The 15,210-nt window shown below is 63.1% G+C and carries 10 protein-coding genes; 4 read left to right on the top strand and 6 right to left on the bottom strand.

All coding sequences use genetic code 11. The features are described from left to right. Positions 1-12: 12 nt before the first annotated feature. The gene (locus IE142_RS01480; RefSeq protein ID WP_191884019.1) at positions 13-1,743 is read left to right on the top strand and encodes an ATP-binding protein; all 1,731 of its coding nucleotides are present in this window, start codon (positions 13-15) and stop codon (positions 1,741-1,743) included. 74 nt (positions 1,744-1,817) lie between these two features. Here IE142_RS01480 and dndE read toward each other — a convergent pair whose 3' ends face one another. The 4 genes from dndE to dndB are packed head-to-tail and all read right to left on the bottom strand — an operon-like array spanning position 1,818 to position 6,816. Beyond that, on the bottom strand, positions 1,818-2,195 hold the full coding sequence (gene dndE / locus IE142_RS01475) for a DNA sulfur modification protein DndE (protein ID WP_191884018.1): 378 nt from the start codon (positions 2,193-2,195) through the stop codon (positions 1,818-1,820). Beyond that, positions 2,185-4,182, bottom strand: a complete 1,998-nt coding sequence (gene dndD, locus IE142_RS01470) for a DNA sulfur modification protein DndD (protein WP_191884017.1) — start codon at positions 4,180-4,182, stop codon at positions 2,185-2,187. Before dndD ends, dndE begins: the two co-directional genes overlap by 11 nt. Before the next feature lie 4 nt (positions 4,183-4,186). Next, complete coding sequence (gene dndC, locus IE142_RS01465) at positions 4,187-5,689, bottom strand: DNA phosphorothioation system sulfurtransferase DndC (protein WP_191884016.1); 1,503 nt, start codon at positions 5,687-5,689, stop codon at positions 4,187-4,189. Next, the gene (dndB, locus tag IE142_RS01460) at positions 5,686-6,816 is read right to left on the bottom strand and encodes a DNA sulfur modification protein DndB (protein ID WP_229830112.1); all 1,131 of its coding nucleotides are present in this window, start codon (positions 6,814-6,816) and stop codon (positions 5,686-5,688) included. Before dndB ends, dndC begins: the two co-directional genes overlap by 4 nt. Before the next feature lie 83 nt (positions 6,817-6,899). On the opposite strand from dndB, the gene dndA reads away from it, so the two are divergent. Then, positions 6,900-8,042, top strand: coding sequence for a cysteine desulfurase DndA (gene dndA / locus IE142_RS01455; protein ID WP_191884015.1), 1,143 nt, complete (start codon positions 6,900-6,902; stop codon positions 8,040-8,042). Here the strand turns inward: dndA and IE142_RS01450 are convergent. Both IE142_RS01450 and IE142_RS01445 read right to left on the bottom strand, forming a co-directional pair. After that, positions 8,034-9,485, bottom strand: coding sequence for a DNA phosphorothioation-associated putative methyltransferase (locus tag IE142_RS01450; protein ID WP_191884014.1), 1,452 nt, complete (start codon positions 9,483-9,485; stop codon positions 8,034-8,036). The genes dndA and IE142_RS01450 overlap by 9 nt on opposite strands. Positions 9,486-9,686: 201 nt before the next feature. Continuing rightward, positions 9,687-12,035 (bottom strand): nSTAND3 domain-containing NTPase, encoded by a 2,349-nt coding sequence (locus IE142_RS01445; RefSeq protein ID WP_191884013.1) that lies wholly within the window; start codon positions 12,033-12,035, stop codon positions 9,687-9,689. Between the two features lie 153 nt (positions 12,036-12,188). On the opposite strand from IE142_RS01445, the gene IE142_RS01440 reads away from it, so the two are divergent. Both IE142_RS01440 and aspS read left to right on the top strand, forming a co-directional pair. Continuing rightward, complete coding sequence (locus tag IE142_RS01440; protein WP_191884012.1) at positions 12,189-13,043, top strand: GNAT family N-acetyltransferase; 855 nt, start codon at positions 12,189-12,191, stop codon at positions 13,041-13,043. A gap of 791 nt (positions 13,044-13,834) precedes the next feature. Beyond that, positions 13,835-15,145 (top strand): aspartate--tRNA(Asn) ligase, encoded by a 1,311-nt coding sequence (gene aspS, locus IE142_RS01435; protein ID WP_191884011.1) that lies wholly within the window; start codon positions 13,835-13,837, stop codon positions 15,143-15,145. The last annotated feature ends 65 nt before the right edge of the window (positions 15,146-15,210 follow it).

Genomic DNA, 15,210 nt, shown 5'->3' with positions numbered 1-15,210 from the left:
CAGGAGCACATCATGACCACCGCCGACATGGACATCATCCCGGTCGTCCTCTCCGGACAGGCCCTTCTCAGCCTCCGCGAGTCCGGCCACAACTTCCCGTCTGCTGTCGGGGAGGTGATCGACAACAGCATCGAAGCCCGCGCGAACCACATCCAGATCATCACCGAAGAAGCGATGAAGAGCCGCAAGAAGACCCTCACACAGGTCTCCTTCATCGATGACGGTGAGGGCATGGACGACGAGACGCTGCAGCACTACCTTCAGCTCGGCTTCTCCAAGAGGTTCATGTCCGAGAAGACCATCGGGAAGTTCGGTGTCGGTGCGAAGCTCGCCGGTCTCAGCGTCGGCATGCGCATCGACGCCTGGTCCCGCGTCGAGGGCAGCGAGCAGATCAGGCACGTGTTCTTCGACCTCGAAGAGGGCATCGAGGCCGAGAAGCGCGGCGACAAGGTCGGGATCTACCCCCCCGATGACGAGCCTCTGCCCGCCCACCTTGAGGTCTACTTCCCGGAGGGCTCGGGCACCATGGTGACGTGGTCGAAGATCGACAGGGTCTCCGACGGCCATGGTCGGAGCACTCCGGACCACATTCGCAACGAGATGAACAAGGAACTCGCCCGGGTCTTCCGGGAGTTCCTGAGCGGTGGCATCCGGATCACCGTCGACCACACGGACTTGAAGCCCCACGACCCGACCTTTCTCCGGAAGGGCACCTGGGCCGACCAGGTGCTCACCGAGGAACTCGCACGCACCAGCGGCGAATCACGCGCTGAGGCACGGCACTTCCACGGTCAGGTCTTCTTCAACGAAGAGGTCAAGGTGCAGGGTACAGATCACAAGATCCGCGTCGTCATCGCTCTGGCACCGCCCGAGATCCTGCGCTTCAAGGGCGCCGGCGGCGACGCGTTCGCCAAGCGGCTGCGGATCCCGGACAACGAGGGCGCCATCAGCTTCATGCGGCTTGACCGCGAGATCAGCTACACCCCGGTAGCCAAGCTCTTTCCCTCGGGGATCCAAACCAAGGACCGGTACATCGGCTTCGAGGTCTACTTCACCCCGGAGCTCGACCGCATGATGGGCGTTCGCAACGTGAAGCGCGGGGCGGTCCCCGCTGATGAGCTTCGCAGGACCCTGCGGACCATCGCGGAGAGCGTCATCCCGAAGGCTCGTGACGAGATCGACCGCGTATGGGGTGAGGTCAACCGCGACGACGCAGTGAAGTCCGGCGAGCACGCCCCGATCACGAAGGCCCTCAAGGACGCGGACCGCACCATGCCGAAGGCCCGGGTCAAGCAGGTTCCCACGCCGGCCCAGCAGGAGAGGGAGTACGAAAATCTGGCCAAGGACGCTGGGCGGAACACGACGGAGGAGGAGAAGGCCGCCTACGTGCAGGAGATCAAGGAGCTTCCGTTCGTCATCGAGACGGTGGACGTGCCCGGAGATGATCTCTTTCAGCTCACGCACCTCAAGGATCAGACGATCATCCGGCTGAACCAGCGCCACGTGTTCTACCAGGAGATGTACGAGCCCTTGCAGCTGCTGTCGAATGAGGGCGGCACGGGCACAGGCCCCAACGTGTCCGCAACGGCTCGCCGAGCCATCGAAGCCATCACCCTGCTCCTGGTGGCGTACGCGAAGGCCGAGTCCATGCACGAGACGCCGGTCGACCAGTACAAGGAGCTGCGGAAGTGGTGGGGCAGCTTCACCGAGCAGTACCTGACGAAGATCAAGGACGTCCTCTGAGGTCAGCTGACGGCTCGCGGACAGCATGAAGGGCCGGCGGAGACAAGTAGTTGTCGCCGCCGGCCCCTCGTCTGTCAAGCCACCGCGAGCGACACGAAGTCGCTGATGCTTCTCAGATCGCGTCGCCCGTGGAGGAAACCGACGCCGCGGTGAATGTGGATGATCAATGCGCGGGAAACGGCTTCGTCCGTGGGCTCTTCGCCGTCAGCGAGGCACCGTTGCTTCAGCAAGGCGAGGTATACGTCCCCGTACGCTCCAGCGAACGTCTTCCAGCTCATCTCGACGTTCGAGTCGGTGACGATGTCCTTAACCAGCGGAGTCGAAGCGTCACGCAGGGACAGTGCGAGGGCCCAGCGGCACAGGACGTTCCAGTGCGTGATGCCGGTATGGCGCTTGAGCCAGACGAGCTGGTCCTTGGCCGTCTGCGAGAGGCGGATGGTCTCAAGCGACATGCGCTGCTCCTGCGGTCCACCAGTAGCCCGGTTCGACGGTGGTGGTGAAGGTCTTGTCGTCGTGGACGAGGGTGTATGTGTGGGAGAGATAGGGCTTGAGGCGACCGAGCAGCTTCTCGTCGATTTCCTCGTCCGTGGACAGGAGCAGCACCTGGCGGCCAGCCTTGGGGAAGTAGCGGTCCACGAGGTGCTCCCGGTGCTTGCTGTCCAGACGGCCGAGCGGGGTGTCAATGACGCTCGGCAGCCGGTTGCCGGCGGTCTTGGCCAGGCCCCACAGGAGGGAGACGGCAAGCAGCTGCCGTTCGCCGGCGCTCAACCGGCCGGGGTCGATGGTTTCGCCATCCGGGCCGGTGAGGACAAGGGCGAACTTGTCGTCCGTGTTGATTTGGATGTCACGGATGAGGCCCTGCTTGCGCATGAGCGTGTTGAAGCTGTGCAACACGGCGGCTTCGACGTTCTCGATGTGGTGAGCGAGGAGATCGTCCCCGAGCTGTTCAAGGGTGCCGCGTGTCTTCTCTGAGTACTTGACCACTCGTTCCAGCCACGCAGAGCGCCACTCGGCCGCACGGCGGGATCGATGAGCACGGTCAAGCTCATCGTCTAGCCGTTGGCGGCGTGCGACAGCTTCAGCGTGCAGGCTTTCTCCTCGCTGGAACTGCGCCTGTGCAACCGCCATCCTCTCGATAGCGGTCCGGCGCTCCTCAACGAGCCCGCCGATGAACTCGTCGTCAGGCACGGCGTCTACCTGCTGTTGGGCGGCCTCGAGATGCTCCGCGATGTCGGCAGCTTCCTTCAGGAGATCGCGGGCCCGGGCGGAGTCACTGGCCAGTGCCTGGTCGAGTGCCGACAACTGCAGCAAGGCGTCGTGAGGGAGCCCGAGGTTGTACTCAAGGTCAGCGGCCCTCTCACGCTTCTTTCGATCGCTGGTGAGCTTCCTCTTCAGCGCGGAGCGGGCATTAGCGGGCAGCTCGTCTGCGACTTGCATGAGCAGCCACTCGTCGCGTTCTTCTAGGACTCCGAGGAAGCGCGAGGCATCATCGGCTTCCTTTTCCAGCTCCGCCTGCTTCCTGACCCCGGCGAGTTGATCCTGCAGGAGTAGAAGCGGAAGCGGTCCTTCGGCTAGAGAGATCAAAGCCTTGTTCGTAGCCACCGCTTGATTCTTGACGCGGTTACGCTCGGCCTCCAGTTCCTTCCTGCGCTCGTACTCCTTGCCACCAGCACGCTCGAACTTGTACTCAACGTCATCCAATTCCTTTTGGCGAACGAGGAGTTCTGAGCGGGCTGCCGCCATTAGCTGATGGGCATCAGATGCGGCCTGGGTGGCCTGCGCCAACTCCAGTTCTTGCTTCCGGATCTTGTCCAGAACGTCTTGATCGGCGTCGGACAGCCGCTGACGGTTCTGGAGGGTCTTGAGGAGTTGCCGCAGACGTTCTACGGCGCTGACGCCGAGGAGCGAGTGAATGGCCGACTCGATGACCTTGGCTGCGCTTCGTGGATCGGCAAGCTCCTCAATCTTCTCTCCGTCGAAGAAGAAGAGCGTGGCTACGTCGAGCGGAAGGATCGTCTCAACGTGATCGGCCCAGCCCTCAGTCAGTGGGCGACTGAACTCGCCATCGACCAAGACAGTCAGGAATTCACGCAGCGTCTTACTGCCGGTGAAGTACCAGTTCCTGACGACACGGTAGTAGTGTTCTTCCCCCTCCACGGTGATGGAGAATTCCAAGGCGATGGATGCGCCCTCGGCGGGATCTGCCTCTCGGTTGATGCACTGCTGAAGGTAGTCGTTGTAAGGGCGGCTGCCGCGGCCGCTGCAGTCAGCTTTGGGGCCGTAGAGTACGAGCTGGATGGCATCGAGAAGCGTGGTCTTGCCACAGCCGTTCAGTCCGCCGATGAGGACGATGGGGCGCCCGGGCTCTGTGCGGAGGTCGAGCCGCTGCTCGCCTTGGTACGCCCCAAAGTCGCGCAGCGTGATGTTATGCAGGAGCATCGTTCTACTCTTCGTCCAATGTCGGGGCCTGGGGCTGGTCTGTGGTCTCAGGTCGGACGCCGCTCTCGTGCATAGCTTGCTTAAGCTGCGCGAACTCCAGCGCGTCTTCTTTGCTCTCGTAGAACCCCTTTTCGATCACTTTCTCAAGCGCCTCGTAGAGACCCTTGCGCCGTGTCTTGGTCCTGTATTCACGTTCAACAGCCAGTAGTTCACGGACCATGGTGAAGTGGATTTCGTCGTCGCCGCAGATCTTGCGGAGGAGGTCGATCTCGTTCGCGCGGATGACCAGGCTTTCCTCAAGGTCTTGCCCGGGGAACTTCTCGCCGGTCTCTTCCTCGTAGATCCGCGGGAGGATGTCTTCTACCTCGTGCTTCTTGAACACCCAGATCCGACGGATTTCGTGCAGCTCTTCCATCGTGATCAGCTCGATGTTGCGGGCCTCCTCGGGACCTTCCCTACGGACGTGCGCCTGGGCGCGAAGCAGCTTCCGCAGCCAGTCCTCGCGAGCCTTCTGGGTGTACGGGCCCTGGATGATGCGGTCGTTGAACAGCTGCACTCGACCGTTCATCCGCCGGAAGTCCCGTGTCTCCTTCTCCTTCGACACGTCGTCCAGCTCGTTGCGAAGAGAGAGGAGTGGACGCATCCACTTCTTCTGCTCCGGGTCGTTTTGGATCATGGCAGTCATGGACTTGTCCTGGTCCACAAGCGTGCATGTCCAGCAGCCGAACCGGCTGTCACCGCAGGACGGGGTGGTGTCGTCCACAACCAGCGGACATTCGGAGTCGCTGGATGCCCCCTGATACATGGTGAGCAGGTCCTTGTTCTTGTAACCCCATGGATTGGCCTGCTGCATGAGGAACGCCCACACCTCGTCGTTGGTCCAGTCCTCGATGGGGCTGTACACGAGCGAGTTTGGGAGGTTGCCGTTAGGGGACAGGCGGTCGCGCACGCGCCGCTTCTCGTGCTTTGCCATGGCTCGGGCGCGGGCCTGACTTTCAGCCTTGCGGATACCGAGGACGAGAATGGCTTCGCCATGACGACGCACAACCTGGCGGATGAAGCGGTTCGATGGCTTGATCTTCATGCGCTCAGTGCACCAACGGAACTTCGGCCGAGGGGCCGGGTATCCGCGGCCAATCAAGTTGACCCAGAAGGTGTCCTCCACCTTGGGGGTGAGCCGGTGCGGTTCGATCGGCAGGTTCTGCTCGGCCGCGGCCTTCTTCATTGTCTCAAGTGATTGCGACACCCAGGCAGCAACGATGGGGTTTTCTACCAGGGTGTCAGTACTGATCACATGTACTGGCTTGGTGCGTTGCTCGGCCGGCAGTCCTTGCAGAGCAAGCCATACGAGTTGAAGGACGGCGGTGGAATCCTTTCCGCCGCTATAGCCGATGACCCAAGGCACCTCGTCCGCGGTGTAGAGCTCACGCACTTCATCGGTCAGCTCGTTCACGACCTCGGAAAGGCCCCGGCCCTGGAAGGCCACGGGACGTGCCACGGTGCTCATGCATCTCCTCGTGCGTATGCGTCCTCTACACGCTGTTCTTCGGGGCTGAGCCGAAGGTCCATGTGGTGTCGGAGGTAGTTCACAGTCAAAGTCAGGTTCTGGTGGCTCTTCGACACGCGGCCACCCACGAGTGCTCGGCCTTCCCAGTCGGTGTTGCTGCGCGTCCAGTCCACGGACTTCAAGCGGGCCAACTTCGGCTTCCACGCCTTGGGAGAGTGTGCGTTCCTCAGGAGGGTGTTACCGATCCTGCCTAGGGCATGCAGTGCGATGCCATGGCTATGGATGAAGTCACGGCGAACCTCGGGGGCCGTCAACTCGCGGCGGCGGACCAGAGACCATTCTGGGATGACCGTGTCAATGGCCTCCCAGTACTGCTCAGCGAGTGTCTGCGCTTGTTCCTTTTTAACCTCAAGTCCCTGAAGGAGAGACTGAGTTGCGTAATAGACAGCACTGAGAGTGAACAGCTTGCGGGACCGTTGGGAGAGGGTGCTGTTCTCCATCTCCACGTGTCCCTTGAAGACGGGCGACTTCATGGCAAGCAGTCGGGTGATGATGGCCAGGTCGTCTCGGTGGTCGTAGAGCACGCCGATGGACCGGGCCGGGCGAACGGCATGACGGTTGAGGTCGGCGAACATCTGCTGGCAGCGGGCGAGGCCGGCATCGTGGAAGAAGACGACGGCGATGGTCTCTTCGCCGAGATCCGGGTTCTCCTTCAGCGCCTGTTCGATCGCAGCTCGACGGTGCTGGCCGTCGTTGATGAGGAAGCGAGCGGCCATGGGGATGCGGATCTGCCCTGCGCGCATCCCCACCCCGGAGTCAGAGATGCTCTCGAAGTGCATCTCGCCATCCACGGACGCCGTCAGCGCACTAAAGACATAATCGTCCGGATTGTCCACGATGTACCGAGTGAGGGCTGGGAGTCTCCCCTTGTTCAGCACCCGTTGCGCGCGGACTTCAGGGGCCAGCTCGTCTTCGTCGAACAGGAAGATCTTCGGAATGAGACGAAGCGGACACATGGAGACGTAGAACTCGCGCCCCGCCTGGACCCCTCGGATGGCTGGAAAGATGTACTCGAAGCCTGACGAGGTAGCGGCGTCTGCGAGCTGCGAAGGTGACTGTGATCCCACCTACGCAACGGTATCGTACTCGTACGTCAGAGATTAGACGTACAGGGCATGCAGGAATAACGCACAGAGGTGTGGTGGGGCTAGTGGTGACGTATCTCGACGCGGCAGCGACCACGCGCGTGGACCCGCGCGTGGCCGAGGTTGTCCTGCACTGGATGACTGAGGAGTTCGGTAACGCAGGCAGTCGCACCCACGAGTACGGCTCCCGGGCGAAACGTGCCGTGCAGCAGGCGCGTCAGTACTTGGCCGGCACGTTCGATGCCGAGGTGGACGAGCTGATCTTCACCAGCGGAGCGACTGAGAGCAACAACATCGCCCTGCTGGGTCTGGCCCCCCATGGCGAAGAGACTGGCCGACGTCACATCATCACCTCGGCAATTGAACACAAAGCGGTCATCGAGCCTCTTGAGTACCTGCAGACACGGGGCTTCGAGGTCGACTTCATCGAACCCGGCCCGTCAGGACGCGTCAGCGTCGACGCCGTGATGGAACGCCTGCGTCCGGACACCCTGCTGGTATCGCTCATGCACGTCAACAATGAGACAGGGGTCGTGCAGCCTGTTGCCGAGCTCGCGCACAAGCTGCGTGAGACCTCCACATACATGCACGTGGATGCGGCACAGGGCTACGGGAAACTGACACAGGACCTCACGGCGCCGATCGACATGATCAGCGTCAGCGGGCACAAGATCGGCGGACCCAAGGGCGTCGGGATGCTCTTGGCCCGCCACCGCGGCTGGGACACTCTGCCCCTCAAGCCGATCATGTTCGGCGGCGGTCAGGAGCGGAAACTGCGGCCGGGTACCCTCCCGGTCCCGTTGATCATGGGGTTGGCTGAAGCGGCAAAGATCTTCCACAAGGAACATGCCCAGTGGAACAAGGAAGCGGCTGCTTTCCGTGCTCGCCTTCTGGACGCACTCGCGAAGACGCGCTTCCGTATCAACGGCGACCAAGACCACACGGTCCCTCACATCCTCAACCTGACCTTCGACGGCGTGGACGCCGAGGCGCTCATCGTGATGCTGAAGGACCAGGTCGCCGTAGCGACGGGCTCCGCCTGCACGAGCGCCTCCTACACCCCCAGCCACGTCCTGACCGCCATGGGCCTGCCTGAAGAAGTGGCGTCCAACGGGCTCCGCCTGTCGTGGTTCCCCAGCCAGACGACGGACCTGGACCCCACCGAGCTGGCAAATGCGATCATGCGCTTGCAGCCCGACTCAGCTTGATCGGTCATGCGGTGCCCGTCGGACCAGACGATGCCCCCGCAACTCGCGCCCACAGCGTAGGAGCTCCGCTTCCCAGCCGTTCTCCGTACCGATGAGGTGAGGGTGCTCGTACAGCCCCGCCTTCACCTCTGCTGCCGTGAGTCGTTTGTAACGCTCGACGTCTGGATCGTCGGGAGCCAGGAACTCGTGCTTGCGGTGCAGTAGAGGCCGGTTCATGGATTCGGCGTATGAGGTGTGGGAGGTCTCAAGCGTTTTGAGATCTACCTGGTACGACGACAGGATCCGCGGGTGCGGGTCGCTGTCGAAGTCGGGGTAGTCCAGCCAGCTCACCGCCCGTCCCTGATGACGCAGCTTGGCCACGGTCCAATCCTGTGGGCGGCCGGCCGCGATCGAGGCGCAGTGCTCGTACAGGCGCAGGACCGTGGGCATGCGGTCGAGGGCGCGCTGATGCACGTACAACGCGGTCGGGGTCAGCTTCCCGACCGCGGAGGCGTTCATGGCTCCGCGGAGGTACGCGTCGTCGCGGAGTTTCAGGAGAAGACGGTCGGATCGCTGGCATGCCTCCTTGTAGGAGGTGAAGAAGGCACGGACGTCGAGCTGGACACTCAGGGGGAGGCTGCTGAAAGGGCCGCGGCCGTTGAAGAGTTCGACGGCCAGGAAGAGCAGGGTATTGAGGGTGGTCCGCTTGCGGCCCTCCTCGACCTTGGCTTGCTCGGCGGAGTCCCGGACAAGGCGGCGCAGTTCATTGGGGCGTAGGTGGCCTAGAAGCTCAGCCATCGGCTGGGGCACTTCCTCCATACGGGGAAGGCGCCCGCGCCGTTCCACGTGGTCGACCACGGCGGCGATCGCCGAGGTCGTGTCTTCGGAAGCGAGCCACTCCGCGTCGGGAACGATCCGTTGAGCGAGGTAGCTCAGCCGCGCCTTCTCATCCTTGAAGGCATAGACAATCCCTGGCGCCGCGGAGACAGTCCGTACGCCCGTTACTTGTTCGACGTAGTTGCGCAGTTCGCTTGCCCCGAAGAGGTGCTGGAACGTTTGCCGGCTGGTGAGCAGGCCGTCACCGAACGCCTCACCGCGCACCTTCGACTTCTCCCAGGTAAGTCGTGCTGAGGCGACCAGGACTGTTCCCGCCAGTTCCCACGCTGCCTTCAGCGTCTTTCGACGTTCCTGCGGATCTTCGATGACGTTGAGGACGTAGGTAAGAAGAACAACGTCCGCGGGCTGCAGCGTCGTCTCGGGTAGGTAGAACGGATCCCAGCCAACGGCGCGGTAGTCCAGCTGCTGAAGGGTGTGCACGTCACCACCGCGGCCGCAACCGTAGTCAAGGACGGTACGTCCGGGGAGTACTTGCCTGTCGATCACAGCCTGTCGGGCAGGCACGGAGAGGCTTCTGCGGCTGATCGCGGTGAGTCTGCGGTCGCTGCTCCATGCCTGCTGCTCCATGTTCACGCCCTTGCATAACTGGGGGGACACGGGGAGGGTAACGTCGGGCGCTCCTGGGCTTGGGGGTAACTCGGGAAGGCGACCGGCTGCCGGCGACGGGCATCGACGTCTACATGCCTGGGCAGGTCCGGCAGGTTCGCCACCCACAGCCTGGCGCGATGTACTTCTCTGTGGCCTAGCGGTGTCACGTCGCCCCCGTGCTCAGACGGAGTCCAGGTCGTCGAAGATGCTCCGGCTCTCTGTGCCGTCGCCGCTTGCCTCTTCGCTCTCCTCCTCTTCGAAGCCCCCACCGCACAGGGGAGACGTGTACAGGTAGGTGCTGAGTACGTCTTCCGTGTACGAGAGCTCAGCGGAAGCATCGGGGTGGTCCTCGTAGGCGACGCGGTAGGCGACCACAGCCGCCTCGTAGTGTCGCGCAATGTGGAGCCAGTCTTCCTCAGATTCCCATTCGATGGTGCTTCCCGGGTCCTCGATCACGTCCGCTAGTTCGGGGATGACGTCGCGGAAGACTCGCTCTCGGAGTTCTTGGTACTCATCTGGAGTGGTGAGTTCAGTAGTTGCGGACGTTTTTGCCCAGTCGAAGTCGACCTCAAGATGGATAGGGAGGGATGTGGCGTTCTCTGTGATCTTGGCAACGGCAGACCTCCGTTCCCTTTCCGGGAGGAGCCCGGCTTGCCACAGGCGAGCCAAGAGCTTTATGCCAGTTACCCCGAAGCGAAGCGTGTCTACATGGATGAACATTCCGATGATGTCTCCTCTCAACTCTGCAAGCCTCAGTAGGAAGGTGGGGCTGCAACACGAGGAGAGGAACTCAGTGAACTCCGGCGACTCGCAGAGAAGACGAGTGTCCTGAAGTTCCGAGATTCGGTTGATGAGGAGGTCGTAGCACACCTCCGGGATGATGACTGTCTCGCGTGAAACGTCTTGTTGGCCGCCACAGTCGACCATGGTGAACAGTGCTCTTTCGGTCAATCCGGAGATAAAGATCTCGACCAACTCGCTGTTCTGGCCGATGTGTTTCGCCAGGGCGTGCGCCAAACTGGGATGGTAGAACTTCCATCGTGGGCTGGTCTGAGTGTCGACCCTAAGGAGGAACGACCCGCTCAAGCGACCAAGGGCCTGAGTCACTCCGGCCTTGGTTCCCCCTATGAGATCCAGTGCTTCCCCCTCCCGAGAGGTGAAGGCGATAGGTGACTTCAAGCCTTCACCGGCCATGTACACCAGGCACAGTGCCGAAAGTGAATCTTGATCCAGCCCTCTGAGTACCTCACAGAGGTGGTCGATGGGGTTTTCGAAGAAGTCCAGCAGCTGCTGCTCCGATCCACTCTCAAGCCCGGATGACAAGTAGGTACTTCCCAGTCGCCTGGCTTGCTCGGGCGTGAAGGATGTAGATCGAGCCGCGATGTGTAGATGGTCCTTAATTTCTGTGAGGAAGCTCTTGGGCTGGTCTCCGTGCCGTAGGTGATTGTAGAGAATCTGCTCCCTTTCTCCGACTGTCAGGCAGTGGGGAGACAGATCCACCCGGCGATCGAGGAGTTCCCTTGCGGCTCCCTTGAACTCACCTCGTGCGGCTTCAAGGATGTAATCGCGACTAGTGAAGACAAAACGCGCCCCGTTCTTGATCGCAGTTCGCATCAGCCCCGAGTTGCGAACCCACTTCTCGGTAGACCGGGCATCGAACCTAAAGACGCCGAACGCGTCGTCAACCCAGAATAGCTGGTGTGGCTCGTGCGGATTCCACGCCTCCCGGAATTCCTCAGGTGCGTCAACCCTAATGACGGCACTCCCATAAGCATCCACCGCACCGATGGCTAGAGCGGCCGCCGTGATGGACTTCCCAGAACCCGCCCCACCGACCAGGATGGCGAACCCGTGATTATCCAGATACTCCATGGCCTGTGCGTAGAATTTGGTTCGCACGAACGTGGCCAGGCTCTCGTCGCCGAGGTGCGATAGGAAAGCGTGGGCTTGACTGTACCGTCTTTCGTCAAGAATCTGAGTCAGATCACCGAGCCCGTACATCCGAGGAAGTTTCCTGCGCAGGCTCACACTGCTGGTGATCATTTCCTGAATCCAAGTCCCGCTCAACACGAGGACGTCCTTGGCCCCAGCAGCCTGGAACATGTCGCGCATCACTCTCTCGCTGTCTGCTGTGACGCGCGCGTTAGTCATGAGCACATAAGTTGAGCAGATTTGTTCTGCCGCCAGTCTGCTGACCTTCTTTACTTCGCCGGTGACGTCTGAGGGTTTGAGTGTGTCTGACTCGTTCTGGACAAACTTGCACTGGATGACAAAAGGTCCTTTGAGCCTGCTGGCACCCGGGCCCCCGAACGGAGCCGGCGCCTTGGGATCCGGCTCCCAGTCCCCATAGAAGGCGCCATCACGTCCACCGTCGCTGCCTTCAGCGAAGCTCACCACTGTCGGCCCTAGGATCTCTCTTATGATGGCCAAGGCGAGATCCTCGAACGCTCGCCATCCAAGGGTGTGCAGCCGATAGCTTGGACGAGCGAACGCCTCTCCTGGATACCGGCCGGAGTGTGAACTGGTCATGAGACAAAGGCTACTTGCGACGGCTCAGGTGGCGGCGGGAGACAGCCAGTGCTGTTGGGCCAGCGAGTGGCTGCTGCGTAGCACACTAGGTCCTGTCGCCGCGCCCAGCGGAAAACCACGGGCGCACGCCGACAGCACGCGGCATCATGAGGCATGAGTTCGGATGACTGGCACCTCACCGAAGACATCGACGACTTTCTCGCTCGCGCCGGAGACTTCCTGCACGCACGCCCCGCCCTGCACACCGTCCCACTGACGGTGACCGAGGCACTGCGTACGCGCGGGACGGACGCGTACGGCTCCGAAGCCCCCATCTTCGGCTTGCTGGAGCGGGCGGGCGAGGTCCGCGCGACCTTCTTCCGTACCCCGCCCCGCCGCCTGACCGTCACCCCCCTTAGCCCCGAAGAGGCCGACAGCCTCGCCGCCCACCTAGCCGGCCTCGGCCACCGCCTCCCCGGCGTCAACGCGGACCACGACACCGCCGCCTCCTTCGCCGAGGCTTGGCAGCGGCACACGGGCGCGAGACCGACGTTGCACGAGCAGGAGCGTCTGTACCGCCTGGGCACGCTCACACCGCCGGAGCCGTTCCCTGAGGGCCGGGGGCGAGTCGCGGGCGAGGAGGACCGCGAACAACTCATGCTCTGGCACCGGGAGTTCGTCACCGCCATCGGAGGAACCCCGTCTGCGGACAACAGCTCATGGGCGGACTCGCGCATCGCCGACGAACGCGTCACGCTGTGGGAAACCCCGGACGGTTCCCCCGTCTCCATGGCAGGCAGGACCCCCATGGTCGCGGGCAAGATCCGGGTGGCCCCCGTCTATACCCCGGCTCACCTGCGTGGTCGCGGTTATGCGGGCGCCGTGACAGCCGAGGTGAGCCGAGCCGCACTATCCGCGGGCGCGGCGGAGGTCCTGCTGTTCGCGGACCTGGCCAACCCCACCAGCAACGGCCTCTACCAGCGGATCGGGTACCGCCCGATCGCCGACTTCGCGGTGTACGACGTTTAGCGTGCCGCGCCGGAGATCCGTCGAAGAACTCCAGAGGGCTGCGGGCAGCGCAGCGAACACGTGGCTGGCGCGCAGCCTCGACGCCACAGCACCCAGACTCAATGCCTGCCTGCACCACGCGGTCCGTGGGGCATTAGATGGGCAGACCGAAGCCCTTGTCGGTGTGGTTGATGATGTTCTGGCTAGGGCTGGCGGAGGCTTGTGGGTCGTGTGTCGGCGTGGCGGCACTCCGTGACTGGCGGTAACGCTGCGGCCCGCGTGCCGATCGCCACCTTGAGGGACCCATCGGCACGCGGGCCGTAGGGATAGATCCAGCCATTGGTCCGCATTAGCAACAGGGCCCGGGTCCTCAGCAGATCCACAGATAAGAGGTGGCACGGTGGTGAGCCGAGGGTGGCATGACTTCGAACGCTTGCCGCGCCTGTGAACCGCAGCCTACTCACAGAGAAGGCTGGCGCTACTGCGGACACCGTGCGTTTCTCGATTGCGGCCGACGTCGCAGCATCCATATTCTTCCGAGCAACGCGTTGACGGAGACGAGTAGCCAGGAATCACGCGAGTAGAGAGAGCCGCCAGCAGCTGGGAAGGCGGTCTCGCGCTCCGAGGTGAAGACCCTCCTGAGCGCGGGGAGGAACGGCCCCGCCGTGGGCTCCAATGCCCCGCCGGCCGGCCCCCGTCACCGGGCCCGAATGAGGCCGCCACCTGTGGCGGCGAAAGTGCGGTGGCACCGCGAGTTGCCCTTCTCGCCCGCACTCCCAAGGGATCATGACGATGTCCTTCGGAGGACCGAAATGATCCACAGCCGCGTACACGTCTCCGAGCTGCGAGAACACGTTGGCCGTACCGTATCCGTCTGCGGGTGGGTGAACACGCTCCGCCTGCAGCGCAAGATGCAGTTCGTCATCGTGCGGGACAGCACCGGCATGGCGCAGGTGACCCACAAGCGCGACGACGGGCCGCTGGAAGCCCAGCTCGAAGCACTCACCCCCGAGTCCGCCGTCAGAATCACCGGCCGCGTCGTCGACGCCGCCCAGGTCAAGCTCGGCGGCCTGGAGATCGTCCCCGAAGCGGTCGAGGTCCTCAACCTGGCCGCCACGTCGCTACCGATCGACGAGCACACCGGCCTGGAGCAGCGCCTGGACTGGCGCTTCCTGGACGTGCGCCGCCGTCCCGCCACCCAGCTGATGTTCGCCGTGCAGACCACCCTGGAACAGGGCATGCGCGAGTACGCCTACGCCCAGGGCGCCACCGAGATGCACACCCCCAAGCTCATGGGTACCGCCTCGGAGTCCGGCGCGGAGGTCTTCAAGCTGGGCTACTTCGGCCGCAGCGCCTACCTGGCGCAGTCGCCGCAGTTCTTCAAGCAGATGGCGATCGCGGCCGGCGTCGACAAGGTCTTCGAGATCGGCCCCGTCTTCCGCGCCGAGCCGTCGTTCACCTCCCGGCACGCCACCGAGTTCACCGGCGTCGACGTGGAGCTGGCCTGGATCGACGGTGTGGAGGACGTCATGGCGTTCGAGGAGCAGATGCTCACCCACGCGATCGCCAAGGTCGCCAACACCCACGGCGAGGCGATCGCCGAGCACTTCGGCGTCGAGGTCACCGTCCCCGCCACGCCCTTCCCCCGCATCACCATGGCCGAGGCGCACGAGATCCTGCGCAAGGGCGGCTGGGACCCGGCAGGGGTCAAGGAGGACCTGGACCCGGAGGGCGAGCGCAGCATCAGCGCCCACATCCAGGAGGCCACCGGGCACGAGTTCGTGTTCATCACGCACTACCCGGTCGGCATCCGGCCCTTCTACCACATGCGGCCGGCTGACGACCCGAGTGTGACCTTGAGCTTCGACCTGCTCTGCAAGGGGCTGGAGGTCACCACCGGCGCCCAGCGCGAGCACCGGTACGACGTGCTGCTGAAGCAAGCCGCCGAAAAGGGCATGAGCACCGAGCCCATGCAGGACTACCTGAATACGTTCAGGTACGGCTGCCCACCGCACGGTGGCCTGGGCATGGGCCTCGGGCGGGTGCTGATGGTGCTGCTCGGTCTGGAGTCGATCCGCGAGGCCACCTTCCTGTTCCGCGGACCGAACCGTCTTACGCCGTAGCTGCACGCCGCCTCTTACGCTGACATGCCTCGGGTTTCAGCCTCACGGTGTACTCGACGAAACCG

Source organism: Streptomyces mutabilis (genome assembly GCF_014649815.1).
GTDB lineage: Bacteria > Actinomycetota > Actinomycetes > Streptomycetales > Streptomycetaceae > Streptomyces > Streptomyces mutabilis.
This window is presented reverse-complemented; position numbering and strand designations above follow the sequence as displayed.

Coding starts and splice junctions, on each gene's coding strand:
- IE142_RS01480 (WP_191884019.1), top strand. CDS start 13: ATGACCACCGCCGACATGGACATCATCCCGGTCGTCCTCTCCGGACAG.
- dndE (WP_191884018.1), bottom strand. CDS start 2,195: ATGTCGCTTGAGACCATCCGCCTCTCGCAGACGGCCAAGGACCAGCTC.
- dndD (WP_191884017.1), bottom strand. CDS start 4,182: ATGCTCCTGCATAACATCACGCTGCGCGACTTTGGGGCGTACCAAGGC.
- dndC (WP_191884016.1), bottom strand. CDS start 5,689: ATGAGCACCGTGGCACGTCCCGTGGCCTTCCAGGGCCGGGGCCTTTCC.
- IE142_RS01450 (WP_191884014.1), bottom strand. CDS start 9,485: ATGGAGCAGCAGGCATGGAGCAGCGACCGCAGACTCACCGCGATCAGC.
- IE142_RS01445 (WP_191884013.1), bottom strand. CDS start 12,035: ATGACCAGTTCACACTCCGGCCGGTATCCAGGAGAGGCGTTCGCTCGT.
- IE142_RS01440 (WP_191884012.1), top strand. CDS start 12,189: ATGAGTTCGGATGACTGGCACCTCACCGAAGACATCGACGACTTTCTC.
- aspS (WP_191884011.1), top strand. CDS start 13,835: ATGATCCACAGCCGCGTACACGTCTCCGAGCTGCGAGAACACGTTGGC.